The organism is Paraburkholderia sp. SIMBA_053 (assembly GCF_046534895.1).
Classification (GTDB): Bacteria; Pseudomonadota; Gammaproteobacteria; order Burkholderiales; family Burkholderiaceae; genus Paraburkholderia; species Paraburkholderia caledonica.
In genome coordinates this window covers 813243-835731 of the sequence record NZ_JAWRXU010000002.1, presented here as the reverse complement: position 1 = coordinate 835731, position 22489 = coordinate 813243, and the positions used below count along the sequence as shown (strand labels likewise).

Annotated in this window: 17 protein-coding genes; 5 read left to right on the top strand and 12 right to left on the bottom strand. The window is 62.8% G+C overall.

Annotated elements, in window-relative coordinates:
* Positions 1 to 655 precede the first annotated feature (655 nt).
* The 3 genes from SB753_RS10265 to gmd all read left to right on the top strand — a co-directional run bounded on the left by SB753_RS10265 (position 656) and on the right by gmd (position 3587).
* Entirely contained in the window at positions 656 to 1753 is a 1098-nt protein-coding gene (locus tag SB753_RS10265; protein ID WP_410800103.1) for an acyltransferase family protein, read from the top strand.
* Positions 1754 to 1854: 101 nt separating this feature from the next.
* A complete protein-coding gene (locus SB753_RS10260) occupies positions 1855 to 2505 on the top strand; it encodes an SGNH/GDSL hydrolase family protein (RefSeq protein ID WP_410800102.1) in 651 nt (216 codons plus the stop codon).
* A 38-nt stretch (positions 2506 to 2543) separates the two neighbouring features.
* Positions 2544 to 3587, top strand: a complete 1044-nt coding sequence (gene gmd, locus SB753_RS10255; RefSeq protein WP_027778326.1) for a GDP-mannose 4,6-dehydratase — start codon at positions 2544 to 2546, stop codon at positions 3585 to 3587.
* A 147-nt stretch (positions 3588 to 3734) separates the two neighbouring features.
* On the opposite strand, the gene SB753_RS10250 is transcribed toward gmd, so the two are convergent.
* The 10 genes from SB753_RS10250 to SB753_RS10205 form a co-directional block, all read right to left on the bottom strand.
* Positions 3735 to 4901, bottom strand: coding sequence for a glycosyltransferase family 4 protein (locus tag SB753_RS10250; RefSeq protein ID WP_020065961.1), 1167 nt, complete (start codon positions 4899 to 4901; stop codon positions 3735 to 3737).
* 61 nt (positions 4902 to 4962) lie between these two features.
* Positions 4963 to 6192 (bottom strand): glycosyltransferase family 4 protein, encoded by a 1230-nt coding sequence (locus tag SB753_RS10245; RefSeq protein WP_410800101.1) that lies wholly within the window; start codon positions 6190 to 6192, stop codon positions 4963 to 4965.
* The gene (locus SB753_RS10240; RefSeq protein ID WP_408174114.1) at positions 6189 to 7691 is read right to left on the bottom strand and encodes a glucose-6-phosphate isomerase; all 1503 of its coding nucleotides are present in this window, start codon (positions 7689 to 7691) and stop codon (positions 6189 to 6191) included. Before SB753_RS10240 ends, SB753_RS10245 begins: the two co-directional genes overlap by 4 nt.
* A gap of 3 nt (positions 7692 to 7694) precedes the next feature.
* Complete coding sequence (locus SB753_RS10235) at positions 7695 to 8879, bottom strand: glycosyltransferase (protein WP_408163804.1); 1185 nt, start codon at positions 8877 to 8879, stop codon at positions 7695 to 7697.
* Between the two features lie 77 nt (positions 8880 to 8956).
* On the bottom strand, positions 8957 to 9889 hold the full coding sequence (locus SB753_RS10230) for a glycosyltransferase family 2 protein (RefSeq protein WP_410800291.1): 933 nt from the start codon (positions 9887 to 9889) through the stop codon (positions 8957 to 8959).
* A gap of 57 nt (positions 9890 to 9946) precedes the next feature.
* Positions 9947 to 12145 (bottom strand): polysaccharide biosynthesis tyrosine autokinase, encoded by a 2199-nt coding sequence (locus SB753_RS10225; RefSeq protein WP_020065956.1) that lies wholly within the window; start codon positions 12143 to 12145, stop codon positions 9947 to 9949.
* A gap of 194 nt (positions 12146 to 12339) precedes the next feature.
* A complete protein-coding gene (locus SB753_RS10220; protein WP_410800100.1) occupies positions 12340 to 13611 on the bottom strand; it encodes a polysaccharide biosynthesis/export family protein in 1272 nt (423 codons plus the stop codon).
* On the bottom strand, positions 13605 to 14060 hold the full coding sequence (locus tag SB753_RS10215) for a low molecular weight phosphotyrosine protein phosphatase (protein WP_392393168.1): 456 nt from the start codon (positions 14058 to 14060) through the stop codon (positions 13605 to 13607). The genes SB753_RS10220 and SB753_RS10215 overlap by 7 nt, the downstream gene beginning before the upstream one ends.
* Positions 14061 to 14116: 56 nt before the next feature.
* Positions 14117 to 15565 carry a UDP-glucose dehydrogenase family protein gene (locus tag SB753_RS10210; protein WP_410800099.1) on the bottom strand — a complete coding sequence of 483 codons (1449 nt, stop codon included), beginning with the start codon at positions 15563 to 15565 and terminating at the stop codon, positions 14117 to 14119.
* A gap of 29 nt (positions 15566 to 15594) precedes the next feature.
* Positions 15595 to 16992 carry an undecaprenyl-phosphate glucose phosphotransferase gene (locus tag SB753_RS10205; RefSeq protein WP_410800098.1) on the bottom strand — a complete coding sequence of 466 codons (1398 nt, stop codon included), beginning with the start codon at positions 16990 to 16992 and terminating at the stop codon, positions 15595 to 15597.
* 671 nt (positions 16993 to 17663) lie between these two features.
* On the opposite strand from SB753_RS10205, the gene SB753_RS10200 reads away from it, so the two are divergent.
* Positions 17664 to 19253 carry a mannose-1-phosphate guanylyltransferase/mannose-6-phosphate isomerase gene (locus SB753_RS10200; RefSeq protein WP_410800097.1) on the top strand — a complete coding sequence of 530 codons (1590 nt, stop codon included), beginning with the start codon at positions 17664 to 17666 and terminating at the stop codon, positions 19251 to 19253.
* Between the two features lie 107 nt (positions 19254 to 19360).
* Here SB753_RS10200 and SB753_RS10195 read toward each other — a convergent pair whose 3' ends face one another.
* Both SB753_RS10195 and SB753_RS10190 read right to left on the bottom strand, forming a co-directional pair.
* Entirely contained in the window at positions 19361 to 20746 is a 1386-nt protein-coding gene (locus tag SB753_RS10195; RefSeq protein ID WP_392393165.1) for a transposase, read from the bottom strand.
* 573 nt (positions 20747 to 21319) lie between these two features.
* Positions 21320 to 21616: a YciI-like protein gene (locus SB753_RS10190; protein WP_020065949.1), complete on the bottom strand. Its 297-nt coding sequence runs from the start codon at positions 21614 to 21616 to the stop codon at positions 21320 to 21322.
* A 441-nt stretch (positions 21617 to 22057) separates the two neighbouring features.
* Here SB753_RS10190 and SB753_RS10185 point away from each other — a divergent pair, with 441 nt between their 5' ends.
* Positions 22058 to 22351, top strand: coding sequence for a PsiF family protein (locus SB753_RS10185; protein ID WP_020065947.1), 294 nt, complete (start codon positions 22058 to 22060; stop codon positions 22349 to 22351).
* Positions 22352 to 22489: the final 138 nt, after the last annotated feature.

The window sequence follows — 22489 nt, the reverse complement described above, 5'->3', positions numbered from 1 at the left end:
GAACGCGCGCGGCTATCGGCACATAGACGACTCAGTGAAAGATGAAGGCGCAGCGCGAAGCTTGCTGTCGCGAGCGGCGTCAGCACACGCACGCGCTCTTCCGCTTCGAAGATGCAGGCCGCGCCACGCTGCAGTACGCCACATCGAACTAACGCGGTGCGCGGCGCACGCGCAGTCCCAGGACGCCCAATGCGCAAGGCTCACATTACGCGTAAAAAACTCCGCGACGAAAATCGAAAATAATTCAAAAATATTCGACACTTTAAAACGATGCGAAAGAAATCATTTTAAAAATGGATTAAGAGAAAATATGTCCGTGCAGCGTGCGAATGAGGCATGCGCGCACCGCTGCTGTTCGTCTTTTGTTCCTCTTTTCGCCTAACAGGGCAGTGCGGACGGTCACTTCATCACGCGATTTTCACCCGACGTCATGAGCGCGACACAAGCATGGAAACGTCGCGCAAATGCATAACGAAACAACCTGTTTCAATCTGGTTCATTTATCCATTTCATTCGCGTTTTTTCACGATTTTCTTTTGCCTAGAATCAAATGCACTGACGTCGCGGCCGCAGCGGGCGCGACTGGATATCTGCCCCGGCTCGCGGCTCCTCGCGGATCCTTGCGGCTCTTCGGCTTCCACACCATGGACGGTTCATGACTGTTAGCGCACTGCCCACAGCGCCTTCCCATTCACGCCGCATCGTGCAGCTCGACGGCTTGCGCGCGATCGCCGTGCTCGCGGTGTTCGCGCAGCACGCGTTGAAAGCGCCGCTGTGGATGGGCGTCGATCTGTTCTTTGTACTGAGCGGCTTTCTGATTACCGGCATCCTGCTCGAACGCAAGGCACGTGAGCAGTCGTACTTCGGCTACTTCTACGCACGCCGTGCGCGGCGCATTCTGCCGCCGTATCTGCTGCTGATGGCGGTCTCCTCGATCCTGTTCGGCTTCGGCTGGGCGCAGCACTGGCAGTGGTACGCATTCTTCGCAACGAACATTGGCGATGCGCTGAATCAGAGCGGACACGACAGCCTGAATGTGTTGTGGTCGCTTGCCGTCGAAGAGCAGTTTTATATCGTCTGGCCGTTCGTGATTCTGTTCGTCCCCGAGCGTGCGCTCGCGTGGGTGGCCGCCGCGCTGGTCCTGCTCGTGCCAGTGCTTCGCGCAGTGGCCACGCCATGGTTCGATTCGTTCTGGCCAATCTATTACCTGACGCCCTTTCGCATGGATCTGCTCGCGGCCGGCGCGCTGCTCGCCGTCGCCGTGCGGCGCGATCGTCATGCACTCGAGCCGTTCAAGGGCGTTGCGGTGCTGGGCGTGATCGCTGCCCTCGCCGCGCTCGCCTGGCTGCATCTGCACTTTCCGCGTTTTCGCGCGGCGAATACACCGCTGTCCAATGCGGGGCTCTACAGCATTTCGTTGGTGCTTTGCACATCCGTCGTGGTCATCGCCCTGCAAAGCAAGGGCATCGTCAAACGGCTGCTGTGCAATCCGGTGCTCGTGTATATCGGCACGATCAGCTACACGATCTATCTGATTCATCTGAGCGTGCTGTATGCGCTCTGGCCGCTGCAGATGAACCGCTATGTGACCGCCGCGCTCGCGCTCGTTATCACAATTGCATATGCAAGTCTCACCTGGTTCGGATTTGAGAAGCGCCTGATCTTTGGTTCCCGGGGCAACGTGCATGCGACGGCGGGCACCAGTGCGGGCGTGGCGAGCGCTGCGCCGCAAGTACCGCAAAGCCGCGCATGAGATGCCCGCCATGGCTTCGGGCCGCCGCGATATGCGCGTCGCTTGCGGCACTGTCTCTGTGTTCGCCAGGCGCGAGTGCTCAAGCCACTCAAGTGGAGCGGATGCAAGCGCACACGCAGGTCGTGATCGACGCATACGGCGATTCCACGACGCTCGGTATTTCATGCAGCGAAGGCCATTGCGCGCCGCAAGCGCAGAACGCCGTGGCTTATCTGCAGGACGAATTGCAGACGCATCACGGCGACCGCGTGCGCGTAGCCAACTACGGCGTGGGCGGCACGATGGCCATGCAATTGCTCGACGGCACGGGTAATCGGCGCGCCGGGCCGACCGCCGGTTTGCCATGGCGCGAGCGGCTCGCGGCGTCACCCGCGCGAATCGTGTTGATCAACTACGGCATCAACGAAGTGATGCAGAACCAGACGCCCGAGCAGTTCTACACGGCGCAAACCGCGCTCGTCAAAACCGCTCGCGCGCTCGGCAAGGAGCCGGTGCTGGAGACATCGAATCCGATGCCCGATAACCGGCTCAACGCGCGGCTCGCCTCGATGGTCGCGATGACGCGCCGCGTAGCCGACGAACAGCATGTGCCGCTCGTCGATCAGTTCGCGTACATCAGCAGTCTGCCGGACTGGAAGACGTTGATGTCCGACGGCGCGCATCCGAAGCCGGGCTTGTACAGGCTCAAGGCCGAGCAGGATTTTCAGGTCGTCGAACCGCTGGTGCGGCGGCTTCTCAATGGCACGCTCTGAGGTGCTCTTTTTTCTTTTACCAATATTGAAGGCAAGCTATGAGCCAACCACGCAAAGCGATCATCACCGGTGTGTCGGGACAAGACGGCGCCTACCTGACCCGATTGTTGCTCGACAAGGGCTATCAGGTCACCGGCACCTATCGGCGCACGAGTTCCGTGAATTTCTGGCGCATGCGCGAGTTGGGCGTGCTCGACCATCCGAATCTGCGTCTCGTCGAACACGATCTGACCGACCTCGGCTCGACGTTGCGTCTGCTCGAAGGCGCGCAGGCCGACGAGTTGTATAACCTCGCCGCGCAGAGTTTCGTGGGCGTATCGTTCGACCAGCCGGTGACGACCGCCGAGGTAACCGGCATCGGCGCGCTGAATCTGCTCGAAGGCATCCGCATTCTCAACCCGAAGATGCGCTACTACCAGGCATCGACATCGGAAATGTTCGGGCTCGTGCAGGCGGTGCCGCAACGCGAGGACACGCCCTTCTATCCGCGCAGCCCCTATGGCGTCGCGAAACTGTTCGCGCATTGGTCGACGATCAACTATCGCGAGTCGTATGGTCTTTTTGCGAGCAGCGGCATTCTGTTCAATCACGAATCGCCGCTGCGTGGCCGCGAATTCGTGACGCGCAAGATCACCGACACGGTCGCAAAGATCAAGCTCGGCAAACAGGATGTGCTGGAACTCGGCAACCTCGGCGCGAAACGCGACTGGGGTTTCGCGCTCGAATACGTGGAAGGCATGTGGCGCATGCTGCAAGCCGACGAGCCGGACACCTTCGTGCTCGCTACCGGCCGCACCGAAACGGTTCGCGACTTCGTGCGCATGGCGTTCGCCGCAGCGGATTATCAGATCGAGTGGTCAGGCAAGGAAGAGCGCGAAACGGGCATCGACGTGGCGACTGGCAAGACGCTCGTGCGCGTGAATCCGAAGTTCTACCGGCCGGCTGAAGTCGATCTGCTGATCGGCTGCGCGGACAAGGCGCGCGAGAAACTCGGCTGGCAGGCGCAGACCACGCTCGAACAACTGTGCCACATGATGGTTCATGCGGACATTGGGCGCAATCAGCAACACGAGACGTTTTAATCAGCGACCCTCAGCAACCGCCCCGCACGCCCGCATTGGGGTGATGCAGTGGCGGCAGCACAAAAGCATGCATATGAAAAAGGCGCCGGCTCTCTTCTACAGGAGCGGGCGCCTTCTTTATTTCGTCCCGCAAAATTCAATGCCCGATCAATGCACTCCACCCGAAGCAATAGCCTCGCTGTACACCGACGCCACCCGTTTCGCGATCACCGAGTTATCGAAGTTTTCACGCGCATAGCGCCGGCACGCATCGGCATCGGGCAACTTCAGCGAGCCGCTTAGCGCGCCGGCAAGTCCCGCCGCAATCGCCTTTGCGCCGGTCTCCGGCAGCACCAGATCGGGCGACAGCCCCGCAACCGCCTCGGGCAAGCCGCCAACCGGCGTAACCAGCACCGGCGTGCCCGACGCGAGCGATTCGACCGTGATGAGGCCGAAGCCTTCGAGCGCGACTGTCGGCACCACGCTGATATTCGCCGCGCGATAAAGCGCCGCCAGATGCTGATCCGGCACGAAGCCGAGAAGCTTCACGTTGTCCTGCAAGCCGGCCTCGTCGATGCGCGCTTGCAATTCGTCCGCGAGACGCCCCTTGCCTGCAATCAGAAGCAGCACATCGGGGTGGCTCGGCTTGAGCAGCCTGATCGCATCGATCAGATCTTCGAGACCCATGCGCCGCACGAGACGCCGCACCGCGAGCACGATCGGTCTGTCCTGCGGCAATTGCAGTTTCAGACGCGCCTCTGCAGGTGTGATGGGCAGATTGAACTGTTCGACGTCGACGCAACCCGGCACCACGCGCACACGCTCCGGCGAGATGCGATAACGCGAAGTCAGAATCTTGCCGAACGCCTCGGACAACACGATGAGGCGCGACGAGCGCGTATAGACCGATTGTTCGAGATAACGCTTCGCGCGCTGACCGAGCGAATCCGCGCCTTCAACATGGCTTTCGTCGGCCCACGGTCCCTGAAAATGCGAGACCTGCGGAATGCCGCGCGTCACGTCGAGGCCCGGAAACGTATAAAGCGCGAAGTGCGACGAGATCACGTCGGGACGCGAGGTACTGATTTCCTGGCGCAGCGCGCGACGCGCGGCCATCAGCCGCAAAGGCAGCGACTGGCCGGCGGAGCCGAAACCGTTGATCGCACCGCCGGTGTCGGCGGCAACCTTCGGCGAGCCTGCTACGACGCCGCGCACCGCGACGCCCGCGCCCGGCAGCGCGCCGACCAGCGAGTAATACATGCGGTCGAGGCCGCCCGCGCGCTCCGGGAACCAGTGCATGCCGATCTGCAGCGATTTGATTGAGCTTGTCGTCATTGTCGTTGCCTTTTGAGCTTTTTTGTATCCGGTGAGTAGTGTTGAACGCTAGCGCGTAGCGTCATTCGACGCGCTTGGGTCCGGCCAGCGTGTTCAGCGTGAGCGCGTCGGTCTTCGCGACCACCGCCGCCTCGGCCTCCTTGCGCCGGCGATTCTTCTGCTGCCCCTCGATCTGCCGATACAGCGCGATATATTGCGCGGCCATGCGCGCCCAGCCGAAACCGGTCGCGAGTTCGTTGGCGGCGACGCCCATCTTGCGACGCGCGTCGTCATCGACGGCGAGGCGTGCGACCGCCCCTGCGAGCGCCTTCGGATCGTCCGGATCGTCGAGCACGATCCCGCATTCCGGCGTGATGATTTCAGCGCCGCCCGCGGTGCGCGCGGTCACGACCGGCAACCCGGCCGCCATCGCCTCGAGCAGCGACAGGCTCATGGCTTCGTAACGCGACGGAAACACGAACGCATCGACCGAATGCATCAACACCGGCATCTCTTTGACGAGCCCGAGAAAGTGCACGCGATGCGCGATGCCGAGCGCCTTTGCCTCGTCCGGATACGGACTGCCCGGCAGAAAACCGGCGACTGCGATATGCACGTGTTCGGGCAAATGCTTGAGCGCAGCCAGCACCGTGCCGAGGTTCTTGCGCGGCGTACGCAGATCGCCGACGAACAGCAGCAAGAATGCGTCTTGCGGCAAGCCGAATTTCGCGCGATCGCCGGTGGCCGCAGCGAAGCCTTGCGTATCGACGCCGTTGTAGATCACGTCCACACGGTTATCCGGCGTGAGGCCGATCGCGCGGATTTCATCGGCGACCTTTTGCGAGACCGCCGTAATGACCTTCGAGCGCCGGTAGGCCCAGCGCTCGAGCAACGCATTGCAGCGCGTATATACCGACTGATACGCGGACCACGCGCCCTTCGTCAGACCGAACGGGTAGTACTTGCTGCCGAGCCACCCGCTATGCACGAAGTGCGACGTGTTGACGTCGGCGGGCATCCACGTGATGAAGCCGTTCACATGGAGCACGTCGTATTCGCGGCGATGGGAGCGCAGCCACATCGCACTCTTGAACGCGAACACCTGCTGGCGCAGCAGATTGGTCGGCCACCAGCGGCCGATTTTCATCGGCACCCAGCGGACATTCGGATGAACGAGCAGATCGGGCGCGACGTGCGAGGCAATCAGCGTGACGCCGATATTCTCGTCGAGCGCCGCGCGCGCGATCTCGTGGTTGACGCGCCCCTGGCCGTCGTTATGGCGCACAACGTGCGTGACAATGGCGACTCTCAATCAGTGCCTCCGTGGAAAAGTTGCGTGCGGAATAACGTACCGGCGCGGTTGATTTTTTCGTAATGCACCGCGGAAAGAATCGAAAAAACGCTCATGAAAAGCAGCAGCCCGCCAGTGCCGACCAGCGAATTGGTGAACACCAGCATCGCGAAAGTCGCGAGGCACAGGCTCAGACATGCGGACACGTACTTGTCGTTGCGCAGCCTGAACGACGCAAGCACGGCGCGCGTCAATAGCCACACGATGCCGGACATGTAAAGCAGCGTGCCGGGCCAGCCGAGCACGAACGGGATGTTCATCACGCCGCTGTCGAAGTTGCCGTACTGACCGAGCTGGCCGCCGTCGTTCGAGAGCTTGGTCGAGGTGCCGGTCGCGCCCATGCCTTCGCCGGAGACATCGGTAAAGGCGGTTTTCGCAAAGGTCGCATAGAACTCGTTGCGGGCCGCGTAGCTCTGGTCGTCGTTCAGATTGACGATGGTGGACAAGCGCGCCTGCATCCGCTCGGCCACCGGACCGACGGCGAGGAGCGGCACGCACAGTCCCGCTAGCAACACCGCGCTCGCGACGATGCGCACCCGCACCTTGTTGTTGGACTTGATCAGCTGGATCAGCAGCGCGATGATCCAGCCGCCCCATGTGGACCGCACGAGGCTCAACGCGAACGAAAAGAAACCGAGCGCCGCGGCGACCCAGCGCACGCGATGCGTGGCCGCCATCACGTACACCATCGCGCCCATCATTGCGAACGCGAACGGCCCTGACGAATTCATCGTGCTGAAGACGCGCACGCCCATCGGCACAGGGTCGCCTTGCGAGTTCATCTGCGAGCCGAGCATCCACAGGGCGTCCCACTGCGGCATGATGAAAAACTGGATCAGCCCGTAGCCGCCCATCACGAGCATGCCCCAGATGAACGTGTTCACGATGGTGTCGCGGTACTGCGGATACTGGCGCGTGTTCGCCATGATGTGAAAGCCGATCAGAATCGGATACAGCCAGTTCGCGAGGTCGTAGGTGGCCGCGAGCGGGCCGCTCGACACTACGCCGACAAGATAGGCGTAGACGAGTCCGAGCAGAATCAGCAGCACCGGAAGTCCGCGCCGTTGTCCAAGCAGCCTGTAGTAGCGTACGAGCGACAACGCGCTGATCATCGTGACGGCGAGCGGCGCGACCTGGATCAGGCTCGTCGGCGTGAACGAGCCTTTGGACCAGTCGGCGAGGCGGCGCACTTCAGGGCTCAGGAACCATAACCACCACATGAAGCCGATATAGCGCGCCGGGCTCTTGAAGTAGAGCCACAGGCCCGTCGCGATTGCGAGGACGGGAAACGCGAGCGTGAGCACCGTCCCCTGCCGCGCGACGATCAGTACGGCCGTGACGAGCCACAGCATGGCTGCGGGCAGCCACTCGCGACGTTTGCGCGACGCGGTGCGCGACGCACCTACGCTGCCTGGCATGCCGGGTGTGGGCGAAAGGTCGGCTCGCGGAAGCGTCGACATCGCTTAGAGGCCCCCGCGCGATTCTTGCGCCGTGCTGCGTTGACCATGAGCACCCACCGCCTTGTCCGCGTCGGCAGAAGGCGCCGCGCGGCCGCGTGCCGCGGCGCCGCGAGCGCGCAGCATTTCCTGCGTGATCCGCACATGCTGCATCGCGTAGTGCTGCGTGGTCAGATCCCGCGACAGCAGGCCGGCAGCCGCTGCCTGCGCCTGGCGCAATGCTTCCACGGGCGCGGCGGCGAGCCGGTCAACCGCATCGCGCAACGCAGACGGATTGAATGGCGGAATGTACGCGGCCTCGCCGGCCGGGAAATAATCCTGCAAGGCGCCGACGTCGGTCACGACCATCGGCTTGCCGACCGCCGCCGCCTCCAGCATCACGGTAATACCCGACGCGTGCGTGTTCGGCCGCAACGGCACGACGATCACATCGGCCCAGTCATACAGTTCGTGCTGTTTCCGGATGCCCGAGAACAGCGCGATTTCCACGTTCGGCGCGCGCAGCGACGCGGGAATGCGGCGGCGCGTGGCGAGCTTCACCGTGTAGCGCGCGTCGTTGCCGAATGCCCCGATGAGCGTGTCCCAGTCGCGGTCGCGGTCGTTGCCGATCGCGGCAATGCGGATCGGCGAATGCGGCTTCCATTCGGTCGGCGCTTTAACCGGAAAGTCGCGCGTGTTCAGACCGTAGAGAAGCGGCTTCGCGTCGCGATTGAAATAGCGCTTGCACAACGCCGCGTTTTCACTCGCGAGCGTGGTCAGCTGATCGGCGCGCGTCATCAGCTTGCGATACAGCCACTTACGCACGATTCCGTACGAAGGCCATTTGTCCAGCAGCCACACGCTTTGCGCGAGCAGAAGCGGCGATGAGTCCGCGCCGGCCTTGCGGCCGCTCAGAAGGAGCATCAACGCGGCTGACAGCCATTCCTGTTCGGTGTGCGTCCAGATCACATCGGAGCGCAACATTTCCGCGCGATTGCGCCACGTATGGATGAAGTCGAAACCAAGCACTGCCTTCAGCGCGCGTCGAATGAGCCGCATCGGCTTTCCTTCGCGAGCGTCCTGTGAATAGGTCAGCGCGAACGCGTCCGATTCGGCGTGGTGATAGCCGTACAGGCAACCGATGTTGTCGCCCGGTCGATAGAAACGCGGATCGGCGCCGTAAAACAGATGAACGTGGACCTTCGTACTCATGCAGACACTCCCTTTGCCGATGCTGCAGCGTGTGAGGCGCTGCGTGCTGCTCGCGCCCGTTGCATTGGCCGCCCCGCTCAGGCGGTGCGCGACAGAGCGCGCCGGGCTTCGTGCGCGCCGGTACGCACCGCGCGCCAGCGCGACAGCTTCAGGCGCGCCTGTTTCGACACGAGCGCGAGCGCCGCATGCGTGAGACCCGGATAGACGCGTGTGCCGACGAGCGTCCACCACCACCACGCGGTTTCGCGGCGCAACGGCGGCAACTGGTCGCGCAGGATCAGATGGAAATTGAACGCGGCATTGCGCAACGCGGCCATGGTTTGCGCGTCGCGGCGGTCGTCGTCGAAACGTTCGGCGGGGAAATGATCGACCGCGACGCGCGGGTCGTACATCAGCTTCCAGCCGGCGTTCTTTACCGCGAGGCTGAACGCCATGTCGTTGTGAACCTGCGCGCCCGCGCCGCGCAGCCGTGCGTCGAAGCGGATGTTGCGCACCGCGTCGCGCCGGTAGCTCATGTTGGCGCCCTTCAGAATGTCCACTTCGCGCGCGCTGCCCACGCCGAGGTGATGGTTGCCGATGATCTTGCCGTGCACCGTGACCTTGCCGACCAGTGGCCGCTCGCCGTCCAGCACGCGGCCTTTTTCGTGCACCCAGTCGCGCCCGCCGAGCGCGCCGAGCCGGGCGTCGCTTTCGAATGCGGCTGCAATGCGCTGCACCCAGTCGGGATGAGGCGCGGCGTCGTCGTCGGTAATCGCGATTACGTCGCCGTTGGCCGCGTCGAGTCCGCGATTGAGCGCCGCGACCTGGCCGGGTGCTTCGACGAGCGCGACTGAGACCGGCAGCATGCCGGTGACCGCCGGATCGCGCAGACACATATGGGTCGCCTCGTCGTCGGCGCGCGCCACCACCACGACTTCATCGGGCGCGCGCGACTGCCGTTGCAGCGCCGCGAGGCAGCGCGCGAGGTCGGCCGGGCGGCGGTAAGTCGGAACCAGTACCGTCACTTTCATTGCGATGTCCTTGTTGCGATGTCCTGTGTGATTCATCGTCGGTGTACTCCTGCCCGATCAGGTGCTCAGATATTCCTGGACGGCCGCATAGCTGCGGTCGTAGCCGCCGCGAGCCCGCGCCGGCATGCCGTTGAAGATGCCGCCCTGCACGTGCACGCCCGCTGCCCGCAGACGCTTCAACGCGTCGGTGATCTCGCCCTCGCTGTGCATGCCCGAACGCATCACGAAGAAGGTCGAACCGGCATACGCGCCAATGATCGACGCGTCGGTCACCGCGAGCACCGGCGGCGTGTCGACCAGGATCACGTCGTAGCGTTTCGCAAGACCGTCGAGGTATTGCGGCAGACGCGGCGACATCAGCAGCTCGGACGGATTGGGCGGACGGCGCCCGCACGAAATGAAGCTCAGGTTCTCGATCTCCGACGCGCGGATCGCTTCCTCCAGCGAGATCTGGCCGCTCAGCAGCTCCGACAGCCCGTTGTCCTGCGTGCCGCCCAGGAATCGTTCGAGGACGCCGCGGCGCATGTCGCCGTCGATCATCAGCACGCGCTTGCCCGAATGCGCGAGCAGCACCGCCAGGTTGACCGTGAGGAAGCTCTTGCCGACGCCGGCCATCGGGCCCGTGAGCATGACGATGCGGTTCTTCGCGTCCATCATCGTGAACTGCATCGACGTGCGCAGGCTGCGCAAGCTCTCGACTGTGACGTCCTTCGGCCGCGCATTGGCGAGCACCGAGCGCAGGCGTTCGCCGCCGCGCTGAAAGCCGTTTTCGAGCAGCGTCTGCTCGGCGCTCATCGGCACGAGCCCGAACACCGGCAGATGGAACGCGCGCTCGATGTGCTCCGGGTCGTCGATGCCCTTGAACATATTGCGGCGCAGGAACACGAAGCCGGTGCCCGCGATCAGCCCGAGGATCGTCGCCGCCGACAGGATCAGCGCCTTCTTCGGCTTGACCGGCGCGCCGGGGCGCAGCGCGGCGTCGACGATATGCACGTTGCCGCCCGTGCCGGCCTTCTGCACCGACAGCTCCTGCACGCGATTGAGCAGCAGCACGTAGATGTCTTCCGCCACCTTCGCGTCGCGTTGCAACTGCACGGCTTTCACTTCGGTAGCCGGCAGATCGCGAAAGCGGTCAGCGTATTTCGCGCGCTGCGCCTGCAACTCGGCCATTTGCTCGCGCGCCGCCTTGAGCATCGGATGGTCGTCGCCGTAACGCTCGATGAGCTGCGCCATCTGCAGACGCAAGCCGGCGATCTGCTGCTCGTACTGCACGCTGCCTTCGAGATACACCTTCGCTTCTTCGCTCGCATTGATCGAGCCGGACTGGCGCTGATACGCGGTCAACGCGGCTTCGGCGCGCTCCAGGTCCGACTTCAGGCGCGGCTCCTCGCTCTTCAGGAAGTCGAGCATCTTGCTCGCGTCGGCCTGCTTGTTGGAAACATGCTGGCGCACATATGACTGCGCGAGCGCATTGGCGACGAGCGCGGCATGCTCGGGGTTCTTGTCCTCCAGCGAAATCTGGATCACGCCGGTTTGCTTGCCCTGCTCCTGCACGCTGATTGCGGACTGGAACGCGCTGATCGCGTCGAGATCGTTCGCGCGGACCACGGTGAATTCCTCACCCGGACGCGCGACCAGCTTGTTCACCAGCATGGTCACGCCGCCGCCCTGCGCCTGCTGCCCGACTTGTCCGCGCAGCAAGAGCGCGCCGTTTTCCGCATGCAGTTCATAACGGTCACCGCCGAGCGCCTTCATGGTGAGCTTCTGACCTTCGAGTGCGGGCAGCACGTCGATCGAATCGATGTCGGCCACTTCACCGCCCCACGCATACGACGACAGGCCGAGCCATGGCCGCGCCGGCTGCCCTGGCGTCGCCATGCGCGCGGCAATGCTGCCGAGAAGCGGCAGCGTCTTCGGCGTGACGCTGAAGTTCAGCTTCATCTGCTCGACCACAGGACCGACGACGCCGCGGCTCTTGATGATTTCGATCTCGGCGTCCGTCGGCAGCGAGGTCGAGCCGCTCGTGATCGCGGCCCCGGTCTGCGTCTGCGTGAGCGCCTGCGACGTGTTGTCGGCCTGCTCGACGCGTACGTGCGCATCGGCCGAATAAATCGGCTTGGCGAGCACACAGTACGCACCGGCAATCGCGACGACCGCCGCGGCGATTGCGATCAGCCACCAGATGTCGTCGAGGATCACTTGCACCAGTTGCCCGAGAACGACGTCCTCTTCTTCGGTCCTGAGCGGCCCGGTCATGTGTGGAGAGATTTGATTGCTCACGATTCGATCCCGTATCGGTTGCTTCTGCGGTTGCTGTCGCGGTTGCTTGCGTGCATCTGCTTCGGCGTTGGCTTATCTGTTGTATCGCGGGTGCTAGCCGCCTTTGCCCCAGTCCCGCGCCGCAGCCACCGGACGATGGCGCGGCGCGGGACCCCTGGCGACTCACGCGCCTAGCGTGTGAGCTGCTTCAGGTAGAACAGCGTCTGCACGCTCGGCAACACCTGCTGCAACACACGGTTGAACGTGGTCGATGCGGCGGTGCCCACATATACGACGTCCATCGGCTGCAACTGGAACTGCGCGGACAGCATGATCGCGTCGGGCTGCGTCATATCGAGGCGGTACACGTCCGGTGTGGTCGGATGCTCGCGCATGCCGCGCATCACGAAGATCTGGCGCGGATTGGCGTCCGTGTCGAGAATGCCGCCCGCTTGCGTGAGCGCGTCGGCAATCGTCAGACGGCCCTTGAGCATCGGCAACTGGATCGGCGTCTTCACCTCGCCCATCACGAAGATGCGGCTGTTGCTGCGGTCCGGCACGTTGATCACGTCGCCGTTTTGCAGCATCACGTTCTGCGTGGTGTCGCCCGCATCCAGCATGCGGTTCGCGTCGAGTACATAAAGCTTGCTGTTACGCGTGAGGCGCACGCGCTGGATATCGGCGTCGGCAGTCGTGCCGCCCGAGCGCGTCAGCGCATCGACCAGCGTGAGCGGCACGTCGCTCACCGCGAGCGGGCCCGGCGTCTTCACCTCGCCCGTGACCTGCACTTTCTGGCCGCGGTACGACAGCACGCGCACGTCGACCTGTGGATTGCGGATATAGCGCACGAGTCCGGTCGCGAGCTGATCGCGCAGTTCGCCGACGGTTTTGCCCGCAGCCCGGATGCGGCCGACGAACGGGAAATAGATGGTGCCGTCGGCGGCGATGGTCTGGCCGTACGGATCGGCCTGGCCCGGCAGCGCGGCCGTGTACGGCTGCTGCAACGCGCCGGCGATGGTCTGCGTGCTGGTGCCGCCCGCCGACAGCGTGCTGCCCTGCGGCGTGGTCAGTTCAGGGTGATCCCACACGGTGATGCCGAGAATGTCCTGCGGCGAAAGCCGGTAGACGTATTGCGACGGATCGCTGAAGGTCGACGTGGGCAGCGGGCGCGGCGGCATGCTGGCTTCGGCCTGCGCTTGCGCGGCGACGACGGTAGCGTCGATCACATGGACCGGATAGGTTTCCGCGGGCTGGCTCTCGTGCTGGCCGTCGTCTTTCAGACGCGACGTGTCGAGATAATTGCCCGGTGCGGTGGCGCAGGCCGACAAAAAGGACGTCAGCAGAAGCGTGGCGGCGAACCTGGCTTTGAAGTTCGCTTTAAAGTTAGCTTTAAAGTTAGCGTTGCGGTTCGCGAATGCGCGTGTAGCGTGTGCAGCTTGTGTAGCGTGTGTTTTCATCAGCATATTTTTTTCAGCCATCCCATGACCAGGTGTTCGATGAGCACGAGACTCTCCCTGTAAGCGGATTCCTCGCCGCCGTGCGGATCGGCGACGTCGGGCATGTCTTCCCACTTGCCGAGCGGGAAGACCTTGCCGCGCGAAGCCGGATCGAGGGCTTCGACTTCGCTTGCCTGCGCGCGCTCGCTCACGAGCACGAGGTCGGCGGACCGCACGAGCTGCCGGTCAAGACGACGCGAATAGTGCGCGTCGGACGCAACGCCGCGCTCGGCGAGCAGCCGCCGCATGACCGGGTCCATGCCGTGACCGTTCATCGCCCGCACGCCCGCCGAATGAAACGCGATCGCCCGAGCCGACGCATGCGAGCGCGCGGCCTGCCGTGCCTTGAACAGCATTTCGGCGGCGGGCGAACGGCACACGTTGGCGTGACAGACGATCAGAACGTTGGCGAACATGTCGGGGCTCCGTGAAGATGCGCGGCGATGCAGCAGCGAGCGGGATGCAAGCCGGCCTAGTGGCCCGCCTCCGCTGCCGCGAGCGCGTCCGCCGGCGTGAGCGGCAGGCCGTTTGCGCCGACTCTCGCAGGCGCATTGCGCAACGCATGCTGACGGCCAATTGCGTGATACTCGATGCCGAGTTCGAGTAGCGTGTCCGGTTCATACAGGTTGCGGCCGTCGAAAATGAGCGGCGTCTTCAGGATCGTTTTCAGCGCGTCGAAGTCCGGGCTCTTGAAGACCTTCCACTCGGTGAGAATCACGAGCGCGTCGGCGCCGTCGGCAGCTTCCATCTCTTCGTTGGCGAAATGAAGGCGTGCGTGCTGCTGCGGCACGTCCTTCAGATCGAGCGCGAATACGCGCTTCGATTCGTCGATTGCGACCGGGTCATACGCTTTCACGCGCGCGCCGCGGCGCAGCAGCTCGGCGATCAGCGGACGGCTGGGCGCTTCGCGCATGTCGTCGGTATTGGGCTTGAACGCGAGACCCCACACGGCGAACGTGCGGTCCGACAGGTCCTCGCCGAGGCGCGCGACGATCTTCTGCGCAAGCACCTTCTTCTGCGTATCGTTGACGGCTTCCACCGCTTCGAGAATGCGCAGGTTGGCGTCGTGGTCGGCGGCCGTGCGGATCAACGCCTGCACGTCTTTCGGAAAGCAGGAGCCGCCGTAGCCGCAGCCGGCATACAGGAAGTCGTAACCGATGCGCGGGTCGGAGCCGATGCCGCGACGCACGGCCTCGATATCGGCGCCCACACGATCGGCCAGATTCGCGAGTTCGTTCATGTACGAGATCCGCGTGGCGAGCATTGCATTCGCCGCGTATTTGGTGAATTCCGCCGAGCGCACGTCCATGTAGAGCGTGCGTTCGCGGTTACGGTTGAACGGCGCATAGAGGCGCTTCATCAGTTCGCGCGCCTTCTCGCCGGGCACGTCCTCATCGCAACCCAGCACGATGCGGTCGGGCCGCGTGAAGTCTTCGACCGCCGCGCCTTCCTTCAGAAACTCGGGGTTCGATACGACCGAGAACATGTGGCTCAGTCCACGCGTCTCGAGCTCTTGCGCGATCGCTTCGCGCACGCGCGACGCCGTGCCGACCGGCACCGTCGACTTGTCGACGATCACCTTGAAGCCGGTCATATGGCGGCCGATATTGCGCGCGGCGGCGAGTACGTATTGCAGATCGGCGGAGCCGTCTTCGTCGGACGGCGTGCCGACCGCGATGAACTGGATGTCGCCGTGCGCGACCGCCGCTTCGACATCGGTCGAGAACGTGAGGCGGCCCGCCTTGCGATTACGCGCGATGATCTCCTGCAGACCCGGTTCATGGATCGGCACGCCGCCGTTGTTGAGCACGTCGATCTTGCGCTGATCGACGTCGAGACAGAAGACGTCGTGGCCGATGTCGGCCAGACATGCGCCCGTTACGAGGCCTACGTAGCCACTACCGATGATCGTCAGGTTCATGTATTACCTCGCAGGAAATTGGAGTTGGTTCAATATGCGTTGTTGCCGACAAAGCCCTTCCACAGCGTCAGCACGACGATCTTGATGTCGAGCCAGAAGGTCCAGTGCTGCATGTAGTAGAGATCGAGCTTGACGCGGCCCATCATCTTTTCGATGCGGTCGGTTTCGCCGCGATAGCCGTTGATCTGTGCCCAGCCGGTGATGCCCGGCTTGATCCGGTAGCGGTGCATGTAACCCTTCACCAGATCCTTGTAGATGTCGTCGTGTTCGAGCGCGTGCGGACGCGGCCCGACCACCGACATCTCGCCGCGCAGCACGTTAATGAACTGCGGCAGTTCGTCGAGGCTCGTGCGGCGCAGGAACGCACCCACCGCGGTGATACGCGGATCGCGTCGCGTCGCCTGAGTGATCCTGCCGGCCTCTTCCTTGTGCACTTTCATCGAACGGAATTTGTAAATCTCGAACTCGTGTCCGTCGATGCCCTTACGCTTCTGGCGGAAGAACACGGGGCCCGGCGAACTGAGCTTGACCATCGCCGCGATCACGAGCATCACCGGAGCGAGCGCGGTCAAGGCGGCGAGCGCAAAGAGCCGGTCGAAGACGCGCTTGGGCAGCACGCGCAAATCGGTGATCGGCGACGCCGCCAGGTTGATCGCCGGCACGCCGAGCAACTCGACCATCGGCTGATTGAATAGAGTCAGGCTGCGCACATCGGGAATGAAGCGGATATTCACGAAGTCGTTGCGCAGATCCATCACGAAGCGATGGATCTCCTTCTCCTTCGAGATCGGCAGTGCGAGCCACAACTCGCGAATCGCGCGCTGCCGGACGAGCTCGATCATGCGCTGATAGTCCCGCTCGACGGGCACGCCTTCGATCGCGTCGGACGTATCCGGGTCTTCGTACGGGTTCACGGTGACGTCTTCGTCGAACACGACGACGGGGCTAAAGCCCGCGTCCGGACGGCTGCGCATCTGCTGGATCAGGAAGCGCCCATACGGCGCGCCGCCCACGATCGCCACCGCGCGCTGGTTGAAACCTTCGCGGCGCAGTCCGCGCAGAATCGAATAGACGATTACCTTCGTGACGATCAGCAGCACGATGGTGGCGACCGCCCAATACACGAGCCACAGCCGCGACAGACTGTCCGCGCGATGCAGCGTGAAACTGATGAGCACGCCGGTGACTTCCACCATCGCCCAGCCGCCCGCGACGCGGCACAGCAGGTCGTACAGCGGCTTGCCGCGCCATGACTGATAGATGCCGAGCGCCGGAAAGAACACCACGACGAGCAGGACATCGAAAGCGAGCGACACGCTTTGCATATCGTCCAGCCACACCACTTTCCCGTTGTGCACGGCCGCCGCGATCGCGGCGCCGAGCGCAACCATCGCGATGTCGATGATTCTCGATAGAACGCTCAGCATGTGCTGCCCCTCAGTTCGTCAGTCAAGTGCCATCCCGTCGGTTAGTCGGCTGGTGGGTTCGAAAGGGTTCGAAATACGCGGTCTGGTCATTTCGGCAAGAGCACGCCCAACGCCGGTCATCGCGTTGGCGGAAAATTGCCCGACGCGAAACCAGTTGAAGCGGTGCCAATTGCAATTCCGTTTCCCGCATAGCTAAACCGGATACGCGGCCGCAGCGAAAAACGTGTCTCGGAATGAGTGAATGTCCTTCTGTAGGTATAGATAAAGCGTTATTAAAATTCGCTTCGCAAGGCTGCAAAAATCTCAAAATGTATCGGTCGAAATTCCCTGCATTTTTGGTGCAATTTATTCGGCACTTTTTACCGGAAAAGATGCGTTATCACGGTGTTTTGAGGCGCCCATGCGCCTTTTCAGGCGTTCTTCAGCGGGAGTTTTTCTTCGTGCCCCTGCCGGCACGATAGATGGTCCTGCTCATCCATCAGCGTTAAAAAAATACGTCGTCAGTTTTTTGCGCTTAATTTTTATTTTTGGAACCGCGGCGGTGACATTCTTTGTTCACGAGACGTCGAATTTATAGCCTCGTTTATATAGTTTTCATTTAACGCGCTTTTATTGATTTCGTCCTTCGTGATAAAACTCGATGCATTCACCCAGCCCCCGAGGAGTCCATCATGACAGCTCCGGTTACGGCCACGTCCGCCGACACCCGGTCCACGCAAGCGACGTCCACGCACGTCAAACTGAAGGTCCATCCCGTGATTCTGGCGGGCGGCTCCGGCACGAGGTTGTGGCCGATGTCGCGCGAACAGCACCCGAAACAGTTGATCGGCCTGCTCGGCGATGATTCGCTGCTGCAATCCACCACGCGCCGTCTCGACGGCCTCGAGGCCGGTTATCCGCTGACCGGCCAACTCGTCGTGGTGGCCAACGAGGAACAGCGCTTCACGACCGCCGAGCAACTGCGCACGAGCGGCAAACCAAGCAGGCTGATACTCGAACCCGTGGGCCGCGATACGGCACCTGCATTGACCGTGGCCGCGCTTTCAATCGCCGCGCAGGACGAGGACGGCATCATGGTCGTGATGCCCGCGGATCATGCGGTCACCGACCTCGACGGATTTCATGCAGCGGTCGCCGCCGGTGTGCAGCACGCGGCTGCGGGCAACATCGTCACGATGGGCATCGTGCCGACCCGCGCGGAAACGGGCTATGGCTATATCCGCATAGGCGCGCCTGTCGCTACGCCTGGCAATCCTGATGAAACGAGGGCAGACAATGCCGCTCAAGATGCCGCGCGGGATGCCGCCGACGCAAACGCTCCGATCGCGGCGCACAAGCTCGACCGCTTTGTCGAAAAGCCGCATCTCGAACTTGCGCAGCGCTACGTCGAATCGCGTGAATACTGGTGGAACAGCGGCATTTTCATCATGCGAGCGTCGACCTGGCTGAAGGCGATCCGCCACTTTCAGCCCGCCATTTACGAAGCATGCGACGCGGCTTATGCGGGCGGCAAATCAGATGGCGATTTCTTCCGGCTGCAGCGCGATGCGTTCAGCGCGTCGCCGTCCAACTCGATCGACTATGCAGTGATGGAGCAACTCGGCAACGATCAGACCGCAGCCGCGGGCGTTGTCATGCCTTTGAATGCGGGCTGGTCGGACGTGGGCTCATGGGACGCGATCTGGGAGATCTCCGAGAAAGACGCCGAGCAGAATGTCGGCCGCGGGCGCGTGATGTTCGAAGGCTCATCTTCCACGTTTGCCCATTCGGAAGGACGCCTGATTGCCTGCGTGGGCACGCAGGATCTGGTCGTAGTCGAAACGGCCGACGCCATTCTCGTCGCGGATAAATCGCGTGTGCAGGACGTCAAGAAGATCGTGGCGCGTATTCGCAGCGAGGGCGGCCTGGAAGCGGCCAACCATCGCAAGGTGCATCGCCCGTGGGGCAACTACGATTCCGTCGACTCCGGCGAGCGCTTCCAGGTCAAGCGTATCGTCGTGAAGCCGGGCGCTCGCCTCTCGCTGCAAATGCATCATCACCGCGCCGAACATTGGATTGTCGTGCGCGGCACCGCGCTCGTCACGCGAGGTGAAGAGCGCTTTATCGTCTCCGAAAACGAATCGGCTTATATCCCGCTAGGTGTCACGCACCGTCTTGAGAATCCCGGCAAGATGCCGCTCGAAATGATCGAGGTGCAATCCGGTTCGTATCTCGGCGAAGACGATATCGTGCGCTTCGACGACACATACGGACGCCAGTAAAGTACTGAATCACGTACGCGAAGTCACTTGCAGGCACTGCCTTGAATCACAGCGAATGAAGCGGAAACCTGCGGCGGTTGCTCCGACAGCCGCGGGGTACTGCGTGCTCATCCCGCGTGGGAGATGAGTTCTGTGTATGACGGATAACGCTCTGCTGCTTCGCGTTCGTTGACCACATGTGCTGCCGTATCGGCGGCATTCACCGCACTTGCGATGTTCGCCGTGCCTGACGCGGTCACGGCGGACGGTTCGCTCGCATAACGCCGCAGCGGTCCGCGAAATGCATTCAGAGGACCATGCAACGGCGCGCCATGATGCGCGGCGACCGGCTCCGGCACATGACGCAGCCCGGGCAACGGACGCGCCGGCGTCCCGGCATACGGCGCATGAGTGGCCGGTCCATTCGGCGCATAACCTGGCTTGTGCGTTTGCATTGGCGTTGCATGCTGTTGCGGCGCGCGGGCCTGGGGCGCGGCTTGCGCTGCGGCCAGCGTGCGGCACTCGCGATCGACCCACTGCGCCGCCCACTCGAACGCATACTGCTCGGCGGCCTGGGGGTTGGCGAAACGCGGACCGACGAGACCGGAACGCTCGACGCGCCTGCCGTCCATCATGATCTCCGCCCATGCGCGATACATATCGTTAGGCACACGCTCGGCGGCAACGTAGATCAGATAGCCATGCCGCTCGGCAACTTGCCGGCCCCGCGGTGCGAGACTTGCCGGCAGCGGGCTGCGCTGCAACGCCGCTGCGGGCATTTTTCGCGCCGACGCGATTGCCGAATCCAGACCCTGCATGGCGGCGCCGACTGCACCGGCTTCGCCTATCGCGCCGAGGTCCACGCGCAGCGCAGGGCGCGGCGCATAGGCGACCGAAGGCGTCGGAAAGGCCGGTGCGCGTGTTACTGCCGGCGGTGCGTACGGCGTATGCGGTGCGGACTGTTCGGTTGGCGCGACATTGTCAATACCCGCCAGCTGACGTGTGATGTCCGCAAACGGATCGGCGCAACGCCAGTCGCGCGCGTGAGACGGAAGCGCCGCGTGCAGCGCATTCGCGCCGTTGCCGCTCGTGCCGGGCGCCTGCCAGGACTCGGGGCTCTTCCACGTCACACCGCGCGGAGCGTCGTCGCGCGATCTCGAGGTTTCCGCGACCTGCGCGGCCGGCTTGCCCGCAGGCTTTGCGGCAACCAGCGGCGCAGGTTGAGGCACGTACGCGAACGTGCGTCCGGTCCTGGACAGGAGCCGAACCATCTCGAGCAGCGTGCCGTTCAACTGCCATTCTTCAAAACGGCGCCGGCAAGTAGGACCCGACGGATACCGTCCCGGCAGCTTCGACCACGGCTCACCGGTGGTGAGGATCCACAACACTGCATTCGCCACGACACGTGGATCGGCACGAGGCCGCCCGCGTCGGTTCAGACGGACGGCCGGCTCATCTGAGACAAGCGCTGAGAGCAGCGCCCATTCGTCATTGCTTAGCTCATCGAAAAACATGGATTTTCTCCACGCAGCCTGGCCGGGCCGCGGCTTTGGGCTGACCACGGATTCAACTTTCACGATCCGTGTGTAGCCCTCGGTTGCACAAATATGTTTTGTACGTTCTGTCTGGTGATCAATACCGCCCTGTGTTAGTGCGGTTTGTCCCTATTGCGAAGCACAGAACGTGGTCTCACTCGTGCATGGGAGAATTGTGCACGAAGCATACCACCACCAGGGTTTGCGTGAATATCGTTGCGACAAGTGTTACGGATAGAAACAAACTTCTCTTGCGCATTCCGTCTTTTCACGTCAAGTCGTAACGGAAATGCTTGCTGCGATAGCACCGGTTTTTCTGTAGCGAGCCTGAGAATTCGAAAAAGCCGCGAATAAACTTATGCGATTTCGCAGTCACGACGGCACTCCAGATTTTTCGAAATTTTGACGTGGCTGGCTGCGTCAGTTGGTTGCGGGCGCATCGAGCTCAAGGTGCCGACGCTTGATGACATCGATGTGGCAAGAAAGGCCTTCGCGCCTCGTGGCAACAGCGCGGGCGAGGCACCTCGCCCGCGGGTTCGTCGGCGCGTTCAATTAGCGGACTGGAGTGGCTGCGCCCTCGCCGACCACGGTCGTCCACTCGCGCACGCGCCAGCGTTTCACAAGGCCCGCTTGCACGTACGGATCCGCCTTGGCAAAGGCCTCGGCGGCTGCGGGCGACTCGCCGGTGAAAAGCAGCACGGCGGTGTCCACGGGGTCGTTCAATGCGCCGGCAAGCAGCAGTTCGCCGCGCTCCGCAGCAGCCCAAGCAAGTTTCAGATGCCGCTCGCGGTGCGCGCCGCGCTGTTCGAGATAGTCGGGCACAAGGTCATAGGTCAGCAGATAGTGCATGGCATGCTCCTCTGGTTTGTCTGACGCGACAGCATCGGCGCCCCATGCACACCGCCGCGGCAGATAGATTTCGGAATTTCGGTCCGGATTTCCTTACCAATTGCTATTCGTGTGCGGGCGCAGCAAAAAGAACAATTCAGCGCGAATTTTTTTATTCCGCCACTCGCAGCGGCAACATGGCGATTTACGGCCCGGCTGCATTCGTCAATTAATCTGCAATGCATAACATAATGGCCTGTCCGCAATTGGGCCTTTTGAATGCCGCGAATGCCGCAAGCGCCGCTACATCAGGGAAAACACGCGGGTGCGCCTGTCAACGCAAACGCGGTTTTGGCCGTTGATGCAGACAGCATTTGCCATAATGGACCTGCCGAGGGCCGGATGCGTAGACGCCCGCGTGCATGAAGACCAAAAACGTTTCTACACCGATGGGAGTGTCACATGAAATTCCAATCCACAATCGCTGCATTGGTACTCGGCGCCGTCCTCGCTTCGCCCGCGTTTGCAGAGAACAGCCAGCAAACCAAGATGGCGGACTGTAACAAGCAGGCCGCCGACAAGAAAGGCGACGAGCGCAAGGCGTTCATGAAAACCTGCCTTTCCGCGAAGCCGGCCGCCGCACCGATGAGCCAGCAGGACAAGATGAAGGCGTGCAACGTGCAAGCCACCGGCAAGAAGGGCGACGAACGCAAAGCGTTCATGAAGAGCTGCCTGTCTTCCGCGCCGGCCAACTGAGTCCGGACATCGCCGGAAAGCGCCGCGTGCGCCGCGTACCTCGCGGCGCTCGATCGTCGCATTATGCTGTCTGCGTTTTTCCGTCACCCGCTTTCCCCGCCCTTCTCCGTGCCGCCGCCCGAACGCGCCGTTTTTCTT

What these genes read in the sequence shown, in the direction of transcription:
- SB753_RS10265 (WP_410800103.1), top strand. Translation starts at nt 656, where the DNA reads ATGACTGTTAGCGCACTGCCCACAGCGCCTTCCCATTCACGCCGCATC.
- SB753_RS10260 (WP_410800102.1), top strand. Translation starts at nt 1,855, where the DNA reads ATGCAAGCGCACACGCAGGTCGTGATCGACGCATACGGCGATTCCACG.
- gmd (WP_027778326.1), top strand. Translation starts at nt 2,544, where the DNA reads ATGAGCCAACCACGCAAAGCGATCATCACCGGTGTGTCGGGACAAGAC.
- SB753_RS10250 (WP_020065961.1), bottom strand. Translation starts at nt 4,901, where the DNA reads ATGACGACAAGCTCAATCAAATCGCTGCAGATCGGCATGCACTGGTTC.
- SB753_RS10240 (WP_408174114.1), bottom strand. Translation starts at nt 7,691, where the DNA reads ATGTCGACGCTTCCGCGAGCCGACCTTTCGCCCACACCCGGCATGCCA.
- SB753_RS10235 (WP_408163804.1), bottom strand. Translation starts at nt 8,879, where the DNA reads ATGAGTACGAAGGTCCACGTTCATCTGTTTTACGGCGCCGATCCGCGT.
- SB753_RS10230 (WP_410800291.1), bottom strand. Translation starts at nt 9,889, where the DNA reads ATGAAAGTGACGGTACTGGTTCCGACTTACCGCCGCCCGGCCGACCTC.
- SB753_RS10225 (WP_020065956.1), bottom strand. Translation starts at nt 12,145, where the DNA reads ATGACCGGGCCGCTCAGGACCGAAGAAGAGGACGTCGTTCTCGGGCAA.
- SB753_RS10220 (WP_410800100.1), bottom strand. Translation starts at nt 13,611, where the DNA reads ATGCTGATGAAAACACACGCTACACAAGCTGCACACGCTACACGCGCA.
- SB753_RS10215 (WP_392393168.1), bottom strand. Translation starts at nt 14,060, where the DNA reads ATGTTCGCCAACGTTCTGATCGTCTGTCACGCCAACGTGTGCCGTTCG.
- SB753_RS10210 (WP_410800099.1), bottom strand. Translation starts at nt 15,565, where the DNA reads ATGAACCTGACGATCATCGGTAGTGGCTACGTAGGCCTCGTAACGGGC.
- SB753_RS10205 (WP_410800098.1), bottom strand. Translation starts at nt 16,992, where the DNA reads ATGCTGAGCGTTCTATCGAGAATCATCGACATCGCGATGGTTGCGCTC.
- SB753_RS10200 (WP_410800097.1), top strand. Translation starts at nt 17,664, where the DNA reads ATGACAGCTCCGGTTACGGCCACGTCCGCCGACACCCGGTCCACGCAA.
- SB753_RS10195 (WP_392393165.1), bottom strand. Translation starts at nt 20,746, where the DNA reads ATGTTTTTCGATGAGCTAAGCAATGACGAATGGGCGCTGCTCTCAGCG.
- SB753_RS10190 (WP_020065949.1), bottom strand. Translation starts at nt 21,616, where the DNA reads ATGCACTATCTGCTGACCTATGACCTTGTGCCCGACTATCTCGAACAG.
- SB753_RS10185 (WP_020065947.1), top strand. Translation starts at nt 22,058, where the DNA reads ATGAAATTCCAATCCACAATCGCTGCATTGGTACTCGGCGCCGTCCTC.